The sequence below is a fragment of the uncultured Corynebacterium sp. genome, assembly GCF_946998835.1.
GTDB lineage: Bacteria > Actinomycetota > Actinomycetes > Mycobacteriales > Mycobacteriaceae > Corynebacterium.
Genome location: NZ_CAMQAZ010000013.1, coordinates 14,846 through 33,788, shown reverse-complemented (window position 1 = coordinate 33,788; position 18,943 = coordinate 14,846). Strand labels below are relative to the sequence as shown.

Annotated in this window: 13 protein-coding genes; 6 read left to right on the top strand and 7 right to left on the bottom strand. The window is 56.7% G+C overall.

The window, feature by feature from the left end; translation table 11 throughout:
* Positions 1-27 precede the first annotated feature (27 nt).
* Both Q0U90_RS06015 and Q0U90_RS06010 read left to right on the top strand, forming a co-directional pair.
* Positions 28-657, top strand: a complete 630-nt coding sequence (locus tag Q0U90_RS06015; RefSeq protein WP_297452547.1) for an HNH endonuclease family protein — start codon at positions 28-30, stop codon at positions 655-657.
* A 112-nt stretch (positions 658-769) separates the two neighbouring features.
* Positions 770-1,270 (top strand): DUF2269 domain-containing protein, encoded by a 501-nt coding sequence (locus Q0U90_RS06010; protein ID WP_297452546.1) that lies wholly within the window; start codon positions 770-772, stop codon positions 1,268-1,270.
* A 534-nt stretch (positions 1,271-1,804) separates the two neighbouring features.
* Here the strand turns inward: Q0U90_RS06010 and Q0U90_RS06005 are convergent.
* A complete protein-coding gene (locus Q0U90_RS06005) occupies positions 1,805-3,850 on the bottom strand; it encodes a DEAD/DEAH box helicase (protein ID WP_366516636.1) in 2,046 nt (681 codons plus the stop codon).
* Positions 3,851-4,530: 680 nt separating this feature from the next.
* On the opposite strand from Q0U90_RS06005, the gene Q0U90_RS06000 reads away from it, so the two are divergent.
* Entirely contained in the window at positions 4,531-5,463 is a 933-nt protein-coding gene (locus Q0U90_RS06000; RefSeq protein WP_297452609.1) for a bile acid:sodium symporter family protein, read from the top strand.
* Positions 5,464-5,474: 11 nt separating this feature from the next.
* Here the strand turns inward: Q0U90_RS06000 and Q0U90_RS05995 are convergent, their stop codons facing one another.
* The 4 genes from Q0U90_RS05995 to Q0U90_RS05980 all read right to left on the bottom strand — a co-directional run bounded on the left by Q0U90_RS05995 (position 5,475) and on the right by Q0U90_RS05980 (position 10,980).
* The gene (locus tag Q0U90_RS05995) at positions 5,475-6,842 is read right to left on the bottom strand and encodes an MFS transporter (protein WP_297452544.1); all 1,368 of its coding nucleotides are present in this window, start codon (positions 6,840-6,842) and stop codon (positions 5,475-5,477) included.
* 24 nt (positions 6,843-6,866) lie between these two features.
* Entirely contained in the window at positions 6,867-8,150 is a 1,284-nt protein-coding gene (gene dcm / locus Q0U90_RS05990; RefSeq protein ID WP_297452543.1) for a DNA (cytosine-5-)-methyltransferase, read from the bottom strand.
* 125 nt (positions 8,151-8,275) lie between these two features.
* Entirely contained in the window at positions 8,276-9,628 is a 1,353-nt protein-coding gene (locus Q0U90_RS05985; RefSeq protein WP_297452542.1) for a Sau3AI family type II restriction endonuclease, read from the bottom strand.
* A gap of 182 nt (positions 9,629-9,810) precedes the next feature.
* Positions 9,811-10,980 (bottom strand): hypothetical protein, encoded by a 1,170-nt coding sequence (locus Q0U90_RS05980; RefSeq protein ID WP_297452541.1) that lies wholly within the window; start codon positions 10,978-10,980, stop codon positions 9,811-9,813.
* Positions 10,981-11,421: 441 nt separating this feature from the next.
* Here Q0U90_RS05980 and Q0U90_RS05975 point away from each other — a divergent pair, with 441 nt between their 5' ends.
* Positions 11,422-11,976 (top strand): hypothetical protein, encoded by a 555-nt coding sequence (locus Q0U90_RS05975; RefSeq protein WP_297452540.1) that lies wholly within the window; start codon positions 11,422-11,424, stop codon positions 11,974-11,976.
* A 35-nt stretch (positions 11,977-12,011) separates the two neighbouring features.
* Here Q0U90_RS05975 and Q0U90_RS05970 read toward each other — a convergent pair whose 3' ends face one another.
* The gene (locus Q0U90_RS05970; protein WP_297452539.1) at positions 12,012-12,857 is read right to left on the bottom strand and encodes a hypothetical protein; all 846 of its coding nucleotides are present in this window, start codon (positions 12,855-12,857) and stop codon (positions 12,012-12,014) included.
* A gap of 198 nt (positions 12,858-13,055) precedes the next feature.
* Positions 13,056-13,868: a (2Fe-2S)-binding protein gene (locus Q0U90_RS05965; protein WP_297452537.1), complete on the bottom strand. Its 813-nt coding sequence runs from the start codon at positions 13,866-13,868 to the stop codon at positions 13,056-13,058.
* Positions 13,869-14,098: 230 nt separating this feature from the next.
* On the opposite strand from Q0U90_RS05965, the gene Q0U90_RS05960 reads away from it, so the two are divergent.
* Complete coding sequence (locus Q0U90_RS05960) at positions 14,099-14,953, top strand: hypothetical protein (RefSeq protein ID WP_297452535.1); 855 nt, start codon at positions 14,099-14,101, stop codon at positions 14,951-14,953.
* Between the two features lie 101 nt (positions 14,954-15,054).
* Positions 15,055-18,915, top strand: coding sequence for an ABC transporter ATP-binding protein (locus Q0U90_RS05955; RefSeq protein WP_297452534.1), 3,861 nt, complete (start codon positions 15,055-15,057; stop codon positions 18,913-18,915).
* Positions 18,916-18,943 lie beyond the last annotated feature (28 nt).

Sequence of the window (18,943 nt, the reverse complement as noted above, 5' to 3'; positions counted from 1 at the left end):
AAAAGTATTTTTCGCGCCCAATTAGGTATGCGCCCTTTTTTATTTGCCACCCTCGCCGCCCTCTTCCTCTCATCTTTTGCCGTCACGCGACTTTTCGTTCCACCCTCCCCCGCTGGGCCGGGCGCGGAGGCCGTCGTCAAGCAATTGCGTGCCGTGCGCGTCGTAGCCGACCGCCCTACCGTCACCGGCTACAAGCGCGAGCGCTTCTCAGTGTGGGACGGTTCTGCTGACTGCAATACGCGCCACAAGGTGCTGGCGGCGTGGTTCGGGGGTTCTGCATGTTCGCTTGACGACGGCTCCCCGCGCGAGATCCCCGACCCTTACACGGGTGATCCGGTGGGTGCGCATGAGGTCGATATTGACCACATTTATCCACTGGCGGCGGCGTGGGATTTCGGAGCCTATGCCTGGGATACTAAGCGGCGTCGGGAATTCGGCAACGATATGGAGACCAACCTCGTGCCCACGCGGAGTGCGGTCAACCGGGATAAGGGCGATGCCAGTCCGGCGGAATGGCTTCCCGAGGATGCGGAAGCGTGTGACTATTCACATCGGTATTTGACCGTGGCCATTAAATGGAATCTGCCCGTGTCCTCGGCAGATTGGAAGGCGATGGCCACGGCGTGTGGAATCCGCACTGGAAAAGGTGCGAAATAGAGAAAATAGTGCGAGCACGTTAAGTTAGGGACTGGTCTTAACAAGGAAAATTTTCAGGCCATTCCTCGCTTAAACGCGAGGCCTACATTTTTCAGTCGTGGAAAGGTAATACGTGCAAAACGTAGTTCTTATGGTTCACGTCCTGGCGGCAATTCTGCTGCTGGGGCCGGTGACTGTCGCAATTTCGATGTTCCCGAAGCTCGCGCTTGCAGCCCGCGGCGGAGAGGCTGGAACGGTCGGCGCCGCTCGCACCATGCACGCCATTTCGCGCACCTACGGCATGTGGTCGCTGCTCGTGCCACTGCTCGGCTTCGGTGTCATGTTCACCGATGTGTCCACCTACATGAAGTCCGGCGCAATGCACGCAGCAATTCTGCTGGCAATCATCGCCTGGGCGCTGCTGTTCTTCCTGGTCATCCCGCGCCAGCGTCTGATGATGGCCGGTCTCGGCATCGCTGACGAAGATGAGGATGCAAACGATCCGGAGTTCATCGAGCGCCGCAAGAAGGCCGAGGAGCTGGACTGGGACAAGCAGAAGGGCCAGCTGGCCATGTTCTCCGGCATCTTCTCCCTGCTGTGGGTTGTCGCCGGCATCCTGATGTTCTTCATCTAAGAATTGAGCGCTAGCGCTTAGGACTTGCGCCTCAGCGCTCTGCCTCGGACATAGTAAAACTGCCGGTGCGCCTGTACGTTTCGGCCCGACTAATCGGGTTTGGAAGTACATGCGCACCGGCAGTTTTTGGGTTGAGTAGCAAAAAGTATGTCAGCCCGACGTGTCGCCGGGTGGGCACCATTTGCTACTTAGACCTACTTAGGCCCAAGGCAAGTTAGTGACCGCGTTTATGGCTGGCGCCGGTGGGCCAATGCGAATTACTGACCCCGCTTATAGCAAAAATGGCCAGAAAAATTGCCTGAAAGTGCTATAAACTCACACAGTTTCACATTTGCAGCCCGTATTCACGTGTGTATTTACATGTGTATTCACATGTGCAGCCCAATTTATAGGGTCTGACCAGGCACCATCTTGAGAATCAGACACACTTTTGTCTATTAACCCCAGTTTTGTATTGAGGTCTGTGTTTAGGTTCGCGCCAAGGGCGGTAATCGGTAGTCGCCTGACGACGACCACCTCACTCACCTAGCAGGTTTAGCGGCGTCCGCCACGGTAACCACCGCGGCGGTCATCACGGTCACCACGGTAGCCACCACGGCCACGGCCACCGAAATCGTCACCGTCATCGAAGTTGCCACGGTAGCCACCACGGCCACGTCCGCCACTACGACGATCACCACGGTCGCCACGGCCACGGCCACCACGGTAACCTCCGCGACCACGGCCACCACCACGACGATCGCCACGGTATCCACCACGGCCACCGCGGTAGTCATCGCTGTCGTCGACCGAGGTGCCGTCGTCAAGCGTCAGCCCAATGAGCTGGCCGGAGATGCGGGTGTCGGAGAGATTGTCGATGACCTCCTGCGGAAGGTTGGCCGGCAGTTCGACCAGAGTGTGATCGCCGCGGATGTCGATGTGGCCGAAGTCCTTGGAGGACAGGCCGCCCTCGTTGGCGATTGCGCCGACGATGGCACCCGGGCGGACATGCTGGCGACGACCGACGCTGATGCGGTAGGTTGCGGTGCCCTCGCGGTCGAAGTCGACCAGGTCAGCGCGCTTGCCCTGACCGCGCTCACCACGGGAGCGACCATCGCGGCCACGGTTGCGGTCGCGGTCGAAACGATCACGGTCGCGATCATTACGACGGCCGCGCGGCGGCTCCTTCATCAGGAAGTCGCCCGACTGTGCCTGTGCAGCAATCGCAGCAGCAATATCGACCAGCGGAGTGTCGTGCTCTTCTGCGTACTCCTCGATGAGCTCGCGGAAGACCGGAACCTGCGAATCGGCAAGAGCCTCAGTCAGGTCATCGGCGAACTTCTGCTTACGGGAGTCGTTGACCTCATCGACGGTCGGCAACTTCATCTCGTGCAGCTGGGACTTGGTCGCACGCTCGATCGAGCGCAGCAGACGTCCCTCGCGCGGGGTGACAAAGAGCAGCGCCTCACCGGAACGACCTGCACGACCGGTACGACCGATGCGGTGGACGTAGGACTCGGTGTCGTGCGGAATGTCGTAGTTGACCACGTGGGAAATGCGGTCGACATCCAGGCCACGAGCAGCCACGTCCGTTGCCACCAGGATGTCCAGACGACCGTCCTTGAGCTGGTCAATCGTGCGCTCACGCAGGGTCTGCGGGATGTCGCCGTTGATTGCGGCAGCGGAGAAACCACGGGCACGCAGTTTCTCGGCGAGCTCCTCAGTCTCATGCTTGGTGCGCACGAACATGATCATCGCTTCGAATTCCTCGACCTCGAGGATGCGAGTCAGCGCGTCCAGCTTGTTGCGGTGGCTGACCATCAGGAAGCGCTGGCGAATGTTGTCCGCCGTGCGAGTCTGCGACTTGACGGTAATCTCTTCCGGCTCCGTCAGGTACTGCTTAGACAGGCGACGAATCGCAGCCGGCATGGTGGCCGAGAACAGCGCAACCTGCTTGTCATCCGGGGTGTCGGCAAGAATGCGCTCGACATCCTCCTGGAAGCCCATCTGCAGCATCTCGTCGGCTTCGTCCAGCACCAGGAAGCGCAGATCGGAGATGTCCAGCGAGCCCTTCTCCAAGTGGTCGATAACACGACCAGGCGTGCCGACGATAATCTGCGCGCCTCGGCGCAGACCCGACAGCTGTACTCCGTAGGACTGACCACCGTAGATTGGCAAAACCTGAATCTTGCCCAGGTGATCAGCGAAAGACTGGAAGGAGTCCGCAACCTGCAGCGCCAGCTCACGAGTCGGAGCGAGCACCAGCGCCTGCGGCGCACGGACGGAGCGATCAATGCGAGCCAGAATCGGCAGCGCAAACGCAGCGGTCTTGCCGGTACCGGTCTGAGCCAGGCCGACAACGTCGCGGCCACTCATCAGAGTCGGGATAGTTGCAGCCTGAATTGGGGACGGAGTCTCAAACCCAACCTTGCGAACTGCATTGACAATGTCATCCGGCAGCTCAAGCTCATCGAAGCCGACAGTATCTTCGTCGTTGTCGGCTTTGTTCTTCTCGACCTTCACAATTGCGTCTTCGCGCTGGTTTTCGCGCTGATCCTCGCGGTTTTCCTCGACGCTGCCATTCATTTCATTATTAGCCATTTGGGGCTCTTCCTGGGCCTTCTCGCCCGCACACTCAATATTCAACAGTTAATTACTCACAGTTGGGTCGCACATACATGACCCGCCCAATTTACGTTCTTGTTTTCAGTGCTCTCACGTCGGAATTGCGATGACATCGCTTCTCTTGCACATACTTCGAAAATTCGCACCCCAAAACCCATTTCAGCTTTTACTACTAAGGAGGGGCGCCCATCATGCGCTATGCACTTTCAAGCGTTTCACCAGCGAATTTTTACCGCTGCCAGATTCTCTGCGACATTGTCGTCAGGATTTCACACCGACTGTCCAGGTTACGCCAGCGTCGGTCAAAAAACCATTTACCGTCAGCAAGGTCACAATACTGGGGCCATCGTCAAGCAACCGAATCGCACCCACTTCGGGGTATCTATTTTGCAATTGTATGGGGTGAGGTAGTTAACATTTCCCTTACACGTTTGTACACATATCACCTATTTTCCGCCTTGGAACACCCACCATTTGGCGGATTTTTGCAATTACGCAACGTATAAGTCCAAGGTCGCTAGAAAATGTCCAGTAATAACAACCCACCAGAACCGCAGCCGTCTTCGCCCCTGCAGTCCCCGCTAAAACCACATTCTCCCGAGGAGATTTCTGCGAATGACGGGCAGAATAATGACGAGCTGTCGAAGCTCTCGGCAATGATTGAGGTTCTCGGTTTTCCGGGCTTTATCTTGGCGGGTTCGGCGCTAGCATTCTTCTTCCCCGCCCCATTTACGCCGCTGACGGATTACATCACGTACTTTCTGATGATCATCATGTTCGCGATGGGCCTCACCTTGACCATCCCGGATTTCAAGCAGGTCGCTAAGCGCCCACTGGCGATTCTGTTTGGCGTGATCGCACAGTTTGTCATCATGCCGCTGCTGGCAATCGCCGTGGCGAAAGCACTCGGACTCAACCCGGCGCTCGCCGTCGGCCTGCTGATGCTCGGTTCCGTTCCCGGCGGCACCTCGTCAAATGTCATCGCCTATCTAGCGCGCGGCGACGTCGCACTGTCTGTCGCCATGACTAGCGTGTCGACGCTGGTCTCGCCGATTATGACGCCGTTTCTCATGCTCGTGCTTGCCGACGCGCACACGGAGGTCGACGGCCTTGGAATGGCATGGAGCCTCTGCCAGACAGTCCTTCTGCCTGTGATCGGCGGCCTTGTTATTCGCTTTGTGGCCGACTCGTTTATTAATAAGATTTTGCCGATTCTGCCGTGGATTTCCATCCTCGGTATCGGTGGCGTAGTTTTCGGTGCCGTGGCTAAGAATGCGGAGAGCCTGACGCACATTGGCCTGATTGTGTTTGTGGCCGTGATTATTCACAACATTCTGGGTTATGTGCTCGGATTCTTCGCCGGTCAGCTGGTGGGTATGCCGACTGCTGGCAAGCGCACGGTGGCCGTGGAAGTCGGTACGCAGTCTGCGGGCCTGTCCTCCGGTATGGCGGCGAAGTTCTTTTCTCCAGAGGCAGCGCTTCCGGGTGCGGTGGCCGCTGTCGTGCACAACATCACTGGCGCTATTTATGTGGCTATCTGCCGCAAGCTGGATGAAGGCAAGGCAGTTGAGGAAACCGCCTCGATTTAAGCAACTTTCGCTTAGCTTTGTTTGACCTCACGGTTTGAGGAGTGAGCTGGCAGCGTCTCACGGCCAAAGATCCAGCCCACCATTGCGACCAGCGAAATCACACCACAAACCAGGAAGCCTGCCTTGAAACCGGCGGCATCCACAATTGCACCGACAATCAGCGGGCCCGAGATAGCTCCGAAGTCCTGAGCCATCTGGAAATTGGCGAGCACCTTACCGCCTTGACGGTTGGCGCCGATGACGTCGGCAAGCACGGCCTGCTGCGACGGGTTAATCATGCCAGCTCCGAAGCCCGCGAAGACTGAGAGAATCAGCAGTGGAATGGCGCCGCTGCTGAATCCGATTGCGCCGGTGAAGACGCCGTTGATGAATAGGCCAGTGATGAGCAGCGGGCGACGGCCAATACGGTCGGAGAGACGGCCGGAAAACTGCAGTGCCGTGACGTTGCCGAGCGCGAAGGCCGTCAGCGCGAAACCAGCTGTTGCGGTGGCGGCCACTGCCCCGTCGCTGCCCGGTTCAGGGGCGCCAACGTGGGAGAACGTTGCCGCTGCGAAGAGCGGAACGATTGCGACGCGCACACCGAAGTTTGACCAGCCGTTAGCGAAAGCTCCGACAAGTGCGCTTCGGTAGGCCGAGTCGCGGATTGCCTCGGAGAACGTCAGTACCGGAGTCGTGCGTTTCGGCACAACGTGGCGCAGATGCTCAGCGCTTAGCGACGTGCCAACCACAATCGTTGCCACAATCAGCGCACCACCGTAAATGAAAAACGGCACCCGCATGCCCCAGGCACCCATCGCAGCACCAATGATGGGGCCAAAGACATTGCCCAGCAGGAAGGCTGTGCCATAAGCGGCCGAGCTTTTTCCGCGAATCTCCGGCGGTGAAATCCGCACAATCAAGCCCATTGCCGAAACCGTGAACATCGTCGAGCCGATTCCACCGAGCGCACGAAACGCCAACAGTTGCCAATATGTCTGCGCGACACCGACGAGCAAAGTCGAGATTGCGACGATGCTGATGCCGGTTAGGTACGTGCGCCGGTATCCGAGCTTTTCCACCAGGGAGCCCGACGCCGGCGCGAAAATCAGCCGGAAGATGGAGAACGAACTGACCACGAAGCTGGCCGCGAACACGCCCACATCAAAGCTGCGCGCGTACTGCGGAAGAATCGGAGCAATCAAACCGAAACCCAGCGCAATGATGAACGCGGCGCTGACCAGAATCCAGATCTCTCGCGGAATCGGTTGTTTAGTTCGGTCTAATTCACTCGGCTGAGGACCCGAACCTTGTGGTTTACTTCCCACCTCCGACGTGATGTCTGGCTGGGATTCGCACTTTGCTTTACGACGAAGCAGGTCGCGCGAACGGGAAGCTGACAAGGTAACGGTCCTTTCTAAAACCCTTTAGTCACAGTTGCCGGTTTCACTTTCAATTCGCCGGGCCAACTCTTTGCCAATCAAATGAGGAATTCCAACTACAAGCGCATTACCCATACAAAATGCACGGTGGCCGTCGGTCATTCCAGTGTCCGTCCATCCTTTAGGGAACCCTTGCAATGCATCCAGTTCATCTGGAACTAGACGGCGCAGTCTTCCATCCACCTTAACCACATGCTTGAAACGGGAGGCTGATTTTCCGCCTTCACCAGTCAAAATGGTCCGAGAGGGCTTTTCAGTCGAATCAGGGAAAGACATGCTTCCCTCACTGTATAAATACGTGAAGCCAGTCTTCTTGTTGACTCGTTCTTCGCGCTTTGAGCCCTTTAGATACTCCCACTTGTGAACTTCATCCGCGTGAATGACGAACGAATCTGGGACAGTAGATTCGTCAACGAGGATGTCCCCAAGAACTTTTCGAGGCCCATCATAGGACTCGACCACGGAAAATGTCAGTGCCTTGAAGTTCTGCATTACACCCCCGGTTTCAAACGGAGACTTTTTTGCGCCCAGCGAGAATGTCTTTGTCGCTTCATACGGATCTTCTGGGATTGCAACTTCCGTGAAGCGCAGAGGTTCCTCAATCGGCAGAGCAGCTGCCATCACGCCATCCTTAGCGCGCTGTTCTAAGTCCCAGGTACCGGGATTCTTGACCGCATAAATGTAGACGCGCTTACGTCGCTGCGGAAAACCATATTCAGCGCTATTAATCACTCGCCACTCGACGGAGTAGCCGAGGTCCCCGAAGCATGACAACATAATTGCAAAATCACGACCCCGCTGAGTAGCAGGGCTCTTCAGCAGCCGATCAACGTTTTCCAACAAGACATATTTGGGGTTCTTCAGCTTAAGGAACCGATAGATATCCCACCAGAGAACACCTTTTTTGCCTTCGATTCCACCAGCCTGAGAAAGCGGTTTTGCAACTGAGTAATCCTGGCACGGGAAGCCTCCCACAACCATGTCGACCTTGGGAATCTCAAATGTTCCAGCTTCGGCCTTGTCGAGGACAACGTTGATGTCCTCATTTACACAGCTATTTTCCCCGAACCTGTTTTCATAACAGCGCCATGCAAACTGTCGTGCTGGTGTCCCTGGTGGTTCCCACTGGTTAGCCCACACAGTCTCAAATGGTCCTGCCGCCGGTAGTGGATCTATGCCGTTGCTTTGATTATGGTAGCCATCTAATCCAAGGCGAAAGCCGCCTACCCCGGCAAACAATTCGGCCACGCGGATGGTTTTATCAGACACGTTTCTCCAATCGCTACTGTGTTCTGATACGTCAGAGTGATTCTAACCATGACACAGAGGCCGGATCAAACTGGCTGCAAGTTCACCAAAACCATCCAGAAATTCGAACAGGCTTACTATAGAAGCTAAGGGTTTAGAACCCGACGAATCTCGTCCCCTACATACTTTGCATTCAGCCAAAAAGACTTTTTGACCACAGTCTCACCCTGAGGGGTAACAACGGTATCTGCGGCATTTCGTGCCTTCGGCCGAACATGGCAACAACGGTTTTCCGTACTCTTGACCGACTCACTAGCGCGCCCGCCGATTACACGCTCCCGCATTAGGTCGTAACATGCACGAGCCTCTACCAAGTCATAGTCCGGCATTTGCCAGAACACTACGTCAGCTAGTCGAAACTCTCCAGCATCTGATTCATCTTCGCGAAAGACAACGAAAAGGTACTTTTGCGCCAACTGTTCATTAAACTCACTTTGGTCAAAACCCTGTTCCACCAGGTCATCGTAGGAAAATCTGGGAAAAGATAGAGATTCTTTGGGCCGCCCATTCCTCTTTAAGCGGATAACCTTCGGGACAATTCCAGCTTTCACAAACTCAGCAATTTCAGATTCCTTATCGACGCCGAGAATACTCTTAGCTATAAGGCTGCCAATATGTTTAGGGAGGCGCGCACCGCTGTAGCCCAAATCTTCCGCCAAGCTAGTGAGCGTGCGACCCATATATGGAGAAAACCGCTTCTTTACCAACGCAAGCAGATCCATATCTGCTTCTGATTGCTCTCGCTCAATCTCCTGGGCATTAAGCATGCCGTTGAGAATGACATCAATATAACTCCGCTTAAATGCCCAGGCGCGAGGCTTCGCAGGCTCATCTGAGAATGGCTGTTTCCGCGTAACCGAACTATTCGCAGCCTTTGTGCAGGCTTCCAGGTACATTGTGTCCCCAGAAGAAATGGTATGCGCTTGCCCCAAGCTGACCTTCTTCTGAATCAATTCCCAATCACTGCGCAGCTGAACGATATCGTCCTGTGAAAGCTCCCAGAGTTTCGCGAGTAGAACCTGGTAATCAACAGGATTTTTATCTTTTTCAAAGAGATACGCCACCAGCAACATGCGGTGAATCTTGCCCAACAGATGCGACTCAACCCACTGCTCCTCAGGAAGCGAAAAGTAGTCGATCATCGACAGGACCAGACGTTCCTTGGCGGAGTACGTACCTTTTTTGGTTAATTTCATGGGCGTGCTTTTTAATTCAACGCCGATTTTGGTGAAATCTGCTTCCGCGCTGTTATTAGCAGGAATTTTGAAATAAAGAGTCTCCAGCGCTGAACCAAATGCTCCTCGCTTCACCCTTGGGTCATCCAAATCCTCAACGCCAAGTGTTTCTCGAAGAGTCTTTCCCACTATCTTTTCGGCATAAGTAACAACTGACTCTATGTCCGAATCATCATAACCCAGATCAGTCGAAAAACTCTTCATCTTGAAAAATCCCAACACTCTAAACTTGGCAAGGCATTTATCGCATATACCTTGGTCCAGCTTATAAAATTTTTGAACCCAAACAACCGAAAGCTAAACCCCTACCCCGCCACTGTGGCGGAATAGGGGTGCAACGAGCGTCGTCAAGCGAACGCCCTATCTACGAAGCTGCGGTGACCTGACTAGAACAGGTTCGGCAGACCTGCCTGGGCGGAAAGGTCATTGACAGCCTGAGCTGCCTGAGCGGTCGAACCCGATACCTGCTGAGCGGTCAGATTCGGCAGAGCTGGGCTTTCCGAAATGATGTCCGCGATTTCCGGTGGGAGCTCGATGTCCTCTGGCAGCAGATCAGCAATCGCTCCCAGGTCCGGCTGCTCCGGCTGGACGTGCTGCTTAGTGAATTGAACGTCTTCGTCAATCGTGCGGAACTCCGACTGCGGCTCGGCGGAGGACTCCACCTTGAATCGGTCGTTGACCTGGCCGTCCGGGATGCCGTACTGCTCTTCGAGAGCGACATCAATAGGCTGGAAGCGGCTCAGCGGACCAATGCCCATGGAGTTAACGCCAATGGCCTCGCGAGTCACCGGATTGTAAGCATTTCCACCCGAGTCGCCGTGGTCAATCGGCGAAATTGCCCAGATGCCGTTGCGAACGCGGAAGAGCTGGAAACCACAGCCGCGACCGGTACGGGAACCGTCGGTGCACACCGGCTCACCAAGGTTGTCGATAGCAATTTCCATCGGCGCAAGAGTGCGCTTATCTTCGATACCGACAATCTGAACCGGCTCGCCGTGAACATTGCCGAACTCATCCACGGAGTGCGACATCGAGGTGGTCTTGGTGTCATCCCGAACGGCAACGATGCCGTAGTCAGCGCTGTTGAACAGCGTGTTGAAGTACTCCTGGACGGTAGTGTTCTCGTCGAAGGTGTCTTCATCGGGCATGACGTCGGTGCCCATGTAATCCCCACTGAACAGCTTGTCGCCATCCTTGGTTGGGATGAAGAACTGGCCCGTGAGCTCCTCGCCGGAGTCTTCGTCCTTCGCCACGACACAGTGGCCAGCGGTCATAATAACTCGGTGCGAAACGCCGTTCTGATCCACAACGGTGCCTGGAACTCCCAGCGAGCACATCGGGGACTCAATGTGACGGCCCTCAATGTTCTGACTGCTAGGGAACGGCATACGCATCGGCGAACCTGGGCCGATAACGATGCCCGAGCTTGTCGGCGCCACCTGCGCCGGTACCCCCTCAGCTGGGGCTACTCCAGCTTGCGCGATCCCCGGTACGAAGCTGCCCGCCGCTACCGACAGTGCGGCTGTTAACGTGACTGCCTTCTTCGAACTGGCCATAGTGTGCGGTACTCCATTTCTGTACAGAAAACTTGTACGGCACAGTGTATTAGCGCCCGCTTTGAGAATCTTGGGAGTTTTAAAAGCTAGGGTGAAATTCGCCACCGAGGACTAAGTTACCTTCATTCATCTCGCCGGCGTTACAAATCAAAATAGATTGTTCAACAGGGAAGCAAGAGCCGAAAGTATCCGAGGTGGAAAATTTTAACTTCTTTGATGATTCGGGGGTGATTTTTGCCAGCCCCTCGGGCTAGTGCTAGCACCACGACTTAGAAACTGGATTTTCACCGGCCGAGGGAGCGTAGACAACCGTAAATCAAGATTTCCCGGCGAGGGCTACTGACCACACACTCCAATTAACATCAGGCACTAAAGCTATATCGAACAGCTGTTCTATTCGTTCGAAACTACCAGTCCGGGGTGTTCGATAACTTGTGGGCCATGAGCACAGCACACGAATTTCCCTTCCATCGCCGTCTGCCCCTTCCCCCACTATCCGCTAGGTATCGCGCCGAATGCTCGGAAGATCTGGGCCTCATCCGCGCGATACTCTGCCACCCCAGCATCGGACGAAGGCATGCGCCCGGCGCGCTGGATCACACCTTCTCGCTTCCCGACGGGCCGGTGGTCACCGTCCGCGCATCCCGGATAACTCTCCCTCGCGCGCTGGTCTCCCAGCTTGCTGACATCTACGCGGAATACTTCATCTTGAAGGATGAGCCCATGTTTATGTACTCCGTTTCCATCAAGGTGGAATCCTCATCGGAGGTAGTGCTCCGTGGAATTGGCGGCTCAAATCGGACACGGGAAGAAAACCGCCGTCGCACACGGGCCGTGGCTGAGGCACTCCATCGTGCTCAAGACGGCAGCAAGATACACGAAAACGGCACCGACCTCGCACTTCCGGGGCGCCGTTATAGCTGGATTGGCACCCGGGACGCGCGGCCACTGCCGTGTCCTACCGAGCTCGTTTCGCCTCGCTCATCGGCGGCTTAGCGCTGGTCACAGCGCTGCCCACAGTCGCAGTACCGCTACTCGTTGTCGTCACTTTCATCGTCGTCGGTGTCTTCATCGTCATCGTCGTCGTAGTCACCGTCGTCGTAGAGGTCGTCATCATCGTCGTCCTCGTCATCATCTTCCAAGGAGGCAACGTGGTCCGAGTAGATGTACTCCGCATACCCATCATCGACAGGTGCGAGCTGGTCTTCCCACTCCTCTGCACGATCTACCACGAGAGCAAGGACATCCAGCAGCTTGTCAAAATCCTTGAAGGCGCCCAGCGCCAGGACCTCATTGCGCAGTGTCTGGATATCAGCGTAGAGGTCTGCGAACATCTTACGGCGGTCATCATCAGTGAGAACCGTCTCCGTGTCAGAGTCCCAGAACTCTGCGATGGCCTGGTCAACGATGTCGTCCAGGTTAGCGTCCTGAGAGATGAAGCGGACGTGCGCGCTGGGCTGGTTGTTGTGGGCAGTGACCAGAACCTGAACCAGCGACGAGGTACCGACTTCCGCGGTGACCAAGGTTGCCTCTTCCGGATCCTGCTCAAACTCCAAATCGGCAATGCGGTCATCATCACCATCGAGCAGAGTGCGCAGCAGGCCTACAACCTGGTCCGTGGCTACGTGGTGGGCAACCGCTGCGACGGCATCTTCGACAGAGAACACAGCGGAGACCAGAACAGCTTCGAACTCGTCGTCCTCATCATCCACATCAGCAGCAGCTACGTAAACTTCGGCGGCCGGGATGTTCTCATCGATGGTGACGAACTGAACCTCCAGGTCAGAGGTAATGGGAACGAAGAGGGTGTCGTCATTGACACGGCTTTCAATGCCCTCGCGGTCCAGTGCCGCAGCAATCTGCTCGAAAAAGCTCATGGGTGGAATCCTCCCTTGAAAGATAATTGGCCTCTACCCGCAGCCAATCGTAGCGAGAAACGCGCAATCATGGGGCAGCCTATGCCCCCGGCAATCACTGCAAAAGATGACTTCGGCAGCCTTGACTCTAGTTCGAAGTCGGCAACGTGGCCGGTAAGGGCGCGGTCTGACGGCTTTCAGACACCGCAAACAGAGCAGTCAGTAACGTGCCCAGAGTTGATGTCGTTCTTCACGCGAGCGTTTCGGACACGAGACGCAAAGGTCGGCGCCTGGGCAATGAAAGATCATGCAACAAGTGGCTCGCTCCAAATGCGTAACTACGCCAAAATCCGGCTCCTCTTGCGACTCAGCAGCAACTTCATCCCAGGGGCGTACCTCGCCGTCACAAGAATCCACAAAGCGTGGAAGAGGAACCTTATGTATTCCCTGCATCCCTTCCACGACATGTTTGCCGATAAGCGCTCCGCGCCAGGGCTCCATCAGCTCGTTTCCGGCAGCAATTGCTGCGTTAGCCACCGCATCTGCGGCTACGGCCCACAGAGGAGCGGGTTTTATTTCTCCGACTTCTCCAACGACTTGAGCCAACGGCTCCAGGAAGCGGGCCAGCCCCTCGCCACATTCTCGCAACTCGTCCGGATCCTCAGCGGAAATGTCTTCAAACTGTTGAGCTTGGAACCCGACCCAATAGTCGTCTCGGAGAAAAGCGAACCACGACGACCACTGCCACACCGGCACCCGATCGGAAACCAACATGCACGCAAGCGATGGCCCCACCAATGCTCCGCACATGGACCACCACCACAGCTGGGCTTGGAATCGAGTATCGTGTTCAACTTCGGGCATGGGAAACAGCTTCCTCCCGGCTTCAATCGCATCAGTCACCGACTCAGCAGAAAGCTGCCACTCCGCGGCACCGTCGTGAGGCATGACATCCGCGGAAAAGCGGGGAAAGTCTGCCAACAACTGGGAGTACTCGGAAGGAAATGCGGCACCTCGCGCGATGTTGTTCACCAATCTCACCCTTCTCTTATTGAAAATGCGCCGAACACTGCTCTGGCCTCAACAGCTACCAACACGTCACCGCGGCGCTGCATTCGTGGCCCTTCGCAGTCTCAGCAATCGGCTACAAGTAACCGCCGTACACCTATCCATTTTCCACCGATTCCGGAATTTTCCACAGCTCAGTAGTGTTTATAGAGGCATATGGCTCTCAACAGAGCCCTTTTAGGAGGTCTACTACTTTGTTCCAAAAGACGAAGAAGGATTCGCAACGCCCAGTGACTGATGCGGTGAATTCAACTCCCGAAGCCATCGAACGTGATGCCGGAAAGCTGGGAACACTGCTTATCCAAACGCTAGATAAGACGATGAGCTGGCAGTCGTCGGCCATCACCGGCTACGTAGGTTCCCTGCACAAGCGTAAAAAGGATGAGACTCCAGCGCAGGTGCAGGAGCGTATTGATGCCCACTATCTCAATCTGGTCACTGGCACCGGCGGCGCAGCTGGTGGCAGCGCATTCCTGCCCGGTGTCGGCATGATTACAGGCTTGGCTGCGGTTACCGGTGAATCACTGTTGTTCTTGGAAGCCTCGGCTTGGCATACATTGGCCTCGGCAACTCTGCGCAATATTGACATCACCGACCCAGAGCGCCGTCGCACGTTGATCCTTGCAGCCATGAGTGGCTCCGAGGGAACGGCTATCATGGCCTCCTTACTTGGCGAGGAATCTCTGCGAAAGCAAACCAAAACCTCGGTGAATTCCCTGCTGCCACGGCTTGGTGTACCGCAGTTGGGAGCAGCAAACAGGCTGCTGATTCGCGAGGCACGCAAGCGCTTGATGAAGAACGCGCGCTTGGCAATCATTGGCAAGCTACTGCCATTTGGCATTGGCGCCGCAGTCGGAGCCTCGGCAAACCGAAAACTCGGCCGTAGCCTCATTAGCTCTACCCGCGCTTCTCTGGGCCCGCTGCCCCAAGACTGGTCGGAATTTGAACGCCAACTGCCGGCTAAAACCGACACGCCTGAGGGCTCAGAGTCCTCGGGGTTCTCTATTCCCTCCGCACTGAAGTGGCCGAAGAAAAAGAAAAATAAGTAAGTCCTCCACCCGATTACCCGTCCCACGTTACCCTTCAGCGATGTTTTCAATGGAAGAGCGGTACCACCATGGCCGAGAGCAAACCACGCAGAACTTCACCCATGAAGTTCTTGTGGAAGCAGTCTCTTCACAGGCCATTACCGCTCTATAGCGTCATAGTCGCAGCGCTGGTTGTCGTCGGCTTAGAGTCCGTACTTCCCCTGCTCACTCGAGATGCCATCGATGTGGCAATCGGTTCTTCCGACGGTGGCATCCCGGCACAGCTGCTGCCTTCTTTAACTCCCCTACAGGCAGTCATTTCCATATTCCTGGCCATCGCGTTGGTGCGCTTCGTCGCCCAGGCGGGACGCAGGTTCTTCTCGGGCAAACTCTCCATCGATGTTCAACACGACCTGCGGCTAAAAATCCTTCGCTCCCTGCAGAATCTCGATGGCCCAGCACAGGACCGAGTCAACACCGGCCAAGTTGTATCTCGTTCAATTTCAGACCTCCAAGCAGTATCCGGGCTGCTGGCAATGTTGCCGCTGACGCTGGGATCCGTCGTCAAGCTATTCATTACCGTCGGCATCATGCTCGCGCTCTCACTACCACTGACTTTGGTCGGCCTGGCAGTGACCCCGGCAATCGTGTACATCGCGGTAAATTCGCGTGACAAACTCCATGCAGCAACGTGGGCGGCACAACAGCAAGCTGGCGAAATCGCCGGCCAGGTAGAGGAAACGGTTTCGGGCATCCGCGTTGTCAAAGCGTTTGCGCAGGGCGACAACGAAGTTGCGAGGATGGAGCGCAACTCCTCCCTGCTCTATTCCCTCCGCCTGCGCGCAGCTAAACTCAGCGCTCGGTTCCAACCGGCACTGCAATCATTGCCGCAATTGTCCCTCGTGGGAAACATCGCTGTCGGCGGCTGGCTCGCTATCAACGGGCATATTACCCTGGGCACGTTCGTGGCATTTGCTACGTATCTCACCAGCCTGACTACCCTGTCACGCTTGGTCTCCAACATGGTCATCTCGATACAGCTGACGTCGGCAAGCATCGACCGCATCTCCGATGTCATCGACACCCGTCCCGACAATCACGAGCCCACCGACCCGCTTGCCCTCCCCGACGGCCCCGTGGGCATCAGCTTTCACCATGTCACCCACACTCGCGGCGGACGCACGCTTATCGACGATGCCTCTTTCTCCGTCGCCCCGGGGGCAACCTTGGCGTTGATTGGCCCGCCGGGCTCTGGCAAGACTATCGCCACGGAGTTGCTCGGACGCCACTACCTGCCGGATTCAGGAACCATCACCATCGATGCGCCCAGTCATGGCATTTCCACTGACACCGCGCGAATCCTCTCCAGCGATGTGTATGACGCTATTACTGTCGTGCCGGATACTCCTTATCTATTTGCAGGTACGTTGCGTGAAAACATCGCCTTCGCCAACCCCGATGCCTCCCAAGAGGAAATCGTCGCCGCAGCGACGGCCGCCCAGGTTAACTTCGTCGACGACCTGCCACAGGGTTGGGACACCGCAATTGGTGAGCGCGGGCATAATCTCTCCGGCGGGCAAGCTCAGCGAGTGGCATTGGCGCGGGCATTTCTCGCCCGTCCGCGAATCTTAGTTCTCGACGACGCGACCTCAGCAATCGATGCCGCAACAGAGTTGGAGATTTTCAACGCGCTGACTTCTCAGCTGGCGGATACAACCATCGTCATCGTGGCACATCGCTCTTCCACCCTAGAGCAAGCGGACCACGTCGCGATTTTCGAAAACGGCACTATCACCGGCATTGGCACCAAAGCCGAACTGATTGCTTCTCATCCGCGCTTTACCGAACTGATGGATATCGACCGGAGCGCCTACCCAGAGATTGAGAACCTCGTCCTCGACCCCATCGACAGTGAGGACCCCAGCCCCGAAGAACTCTGGCCCGATGAAGCCGTACTGGCGGCTATCTCCCCCGCTTCTGGCACTGCTTCTCGACGTCCCGGAGGCGGCACCTCGCAGATGAGCGGTCGCACTAGTGGAGCTGCTGGCCGCCCCGGTGGCCCCGGTGGCTCTGGTGGTCCTGGCGGTCCGGGCGGCGGTGGCCGCGGTCGCGGTGGCGGTGGCATGGGCGCGGCTCTTGCCAACGCTCCTGCAACGCCCGAGCTTCTCGAGCGGGTACGCAACCTTCCACCCGCCACGGAAACGCCACGTGTACCAGCTGCAGCGCTCGACAACTCCGAACCGTTTTCGCTACGCAGACTGCTCTCTTACGTCCGTGGCCTATTTATAAGTGTCATTGCTCTGCTCGCGCTGATTGCCATCGCTGATCTGGCGTTCCCCATGCTCGTACGCTACGCCATTGACCACGGGATCAGTGAGCGTAACGAGGCCGTGCTTTGGGCCTGCGCCGCCGGTGGTTTGGCCACAGTCCTCATCAGTTGGATTGCCGTCGCAACAAACGCTGTAGTTACAGCGCGCACCGGTGAGCGGCTGCTCTATGCCCTGCGTGTGCGCTGCTACCGCCACCTACAATCACTTGGCATTAATTATTTCGAAGCCAATCGCTCGGGCGCCATCATGACCAGGATGACAACCGACATCGACGCTCTTTCCTCGTTCCTTCAAACCGGATTGGCGCAGGGCGCGATAGCCACGTTTACTCTGCTCGGTGTCTCGGGCCTATTGCTTGCTACCCAGCTGTCTCTCGCTGCGGTGGCGCTGGCGACGCTTCCTATTATCGTGGTGGCCACTCTGGTTTTCCGCCGCATCTCATCGCGCCTCTACAAAGCCGCACGCGAGCAGCTTTCCCTGGTTAACGCTGACTTCCAAGAGACCATTGGTGGGCTGCGCGAAATTCGGATGTACCACCGCGTCGCCGATATCGAATCTTCCTTCGCCGAGGAGTCCAATAAATACCGCGCTATTCGTCAGCAGGCACAGATGGCCGTAGCCCTGTTCTTCCCCGGCATCAACTTCATCTCCGAGCTGGCTACGGCCGCCGTCCTGGCAGTCGGTGCCCAACAAGTTGCAGCGGGGACAACGACCGCCGGTGTCCTCGTGGCTTTCACTCTGTACCTGGGCATGCTCTTTGGCCCAATTCAGCAGCTGTCCCAGGTTTTCGACGGCTATCAGCAAGCCAAGGTCGGGCTCAACCGCATTAGTGACCTTTTACAGACCGATCCCATGCCAGATCACGGCACAGCCGACGGCGCTTCCCGCGCAGCTGCTGGCGACCTTCGCTTGGACAAGGTGACATTCTCCTACCCGGTCGTTGACTCCGACCACGAACGCCCGCAGGTTCTCGATGCCCTCGATCTGCATATTACGGCCGGCGAAACGGTCGCAATCGTCGGATCCACCGGTGCTGGGAAATCGACAATCATTAAGTTGTTCGCCCGCTTCTACGACCCGGTCAACGGTGTGGTGCGCGCCTCCGAGACCGACATTCGCGACTTCCCTCTTAATGATTGGCGACGCACCCTCGGCTACGTCCCCCAAGAATCACACCTGTTTTCGGGGACAGTAGCAACAAATATTTCCTATGGTTTACCGAACAGCAGTCATGCTGAAATTCAGCAGGCCGCGAAGAACGTCGGTGCCCTCAGCACCATTGCTAGCCTGCCCGGTGGTTTCCACCACCCCGTTGGCCCCGACGGCCGCGGACTCTCCTCCGGCCAGCGTCAGCTCATCGCTCTCGCTCGTGCCGAAATGATGCGCCCTGAACTGCTGCTTCTCGACGAAGCCACCGCGACCTTGGACCCTGCAACAGAATCGGCGATCCTTGAGGCCACTGACCGCGCTTCACGTCAACGCTCGGCAATTATTGTGGCACACCGCTTGGCAACAGCTGCGCGAGCCAACCGAATTTTGGTGCTGGACCACGGGCGTATTGTCGAGGACGGCTCCCATGACGAACTCCTCGCGGCGGGTGGCCCGTACTCTGAGCTCTGGAGCAAGTACCATATGGGGAGCGCGACGGTGTAGTAATTCAGAATTTTCGTTATCCTTGAAT

Coding starts and splice junctions, on each gene's coding strand:
- Q0U90_RS06015 (WP_297452547.1), top strand. CDS start 28: ATGCGCCCTTTTTTATTTGCCACCCTCGCCGCCCTCTTCCTCTCATCT.
- Q0U90_RS05970 (WP_297452539.1), bottom strand. CDS start 12,857: ATGAGCTTTTTCGAGCAGATTGCTGCGGCACTGGACCGCGAGGGCATT.
- Q0U90_RS05985 (WP_297452542.1), bottom strand. CDS start 9,628: ATGAAGAGTTTTTCGACTGATCTGGGTTATGATGATTCGGACATAGAG.
- Q0U90_RS05975 (WP_297452540.1), top strand. CDS start 11,422: ATGAGCACAGCACACGAATTTCCCTTCCATCGCCGTCTGCCCCTTCCC.
- Q0U90_RS06000 (WP_297452609.1), top strand. CDS start 4,531: ATGATTGAGGTTCTCGGTTTTCCGGGCTTTATCTTGGCGGGTTCGGCG.
- Q0U90_RS06005 (WP_366516636.1), bottom strand. CDS start 3,850: ATGGCTAATAATGAAATGAATGGCAGCGTCGAGGAAAACCGCGAGGAT.
- Q0U90_RS05955 (WP_297452534.1), top strand. CDS start 15,055: ATGAAGTTCTTGTGGAAGCAGTCTCTTCACAGGCCATTACCGCTCTAT.
- Q0U90_RS05980 (WP_297452541.1), bottom strand. CDS start 10,980: ATGGCCAGTTCGAAGAAGGCAGTCACGTTAACAGCCGCACTGTCGGTA.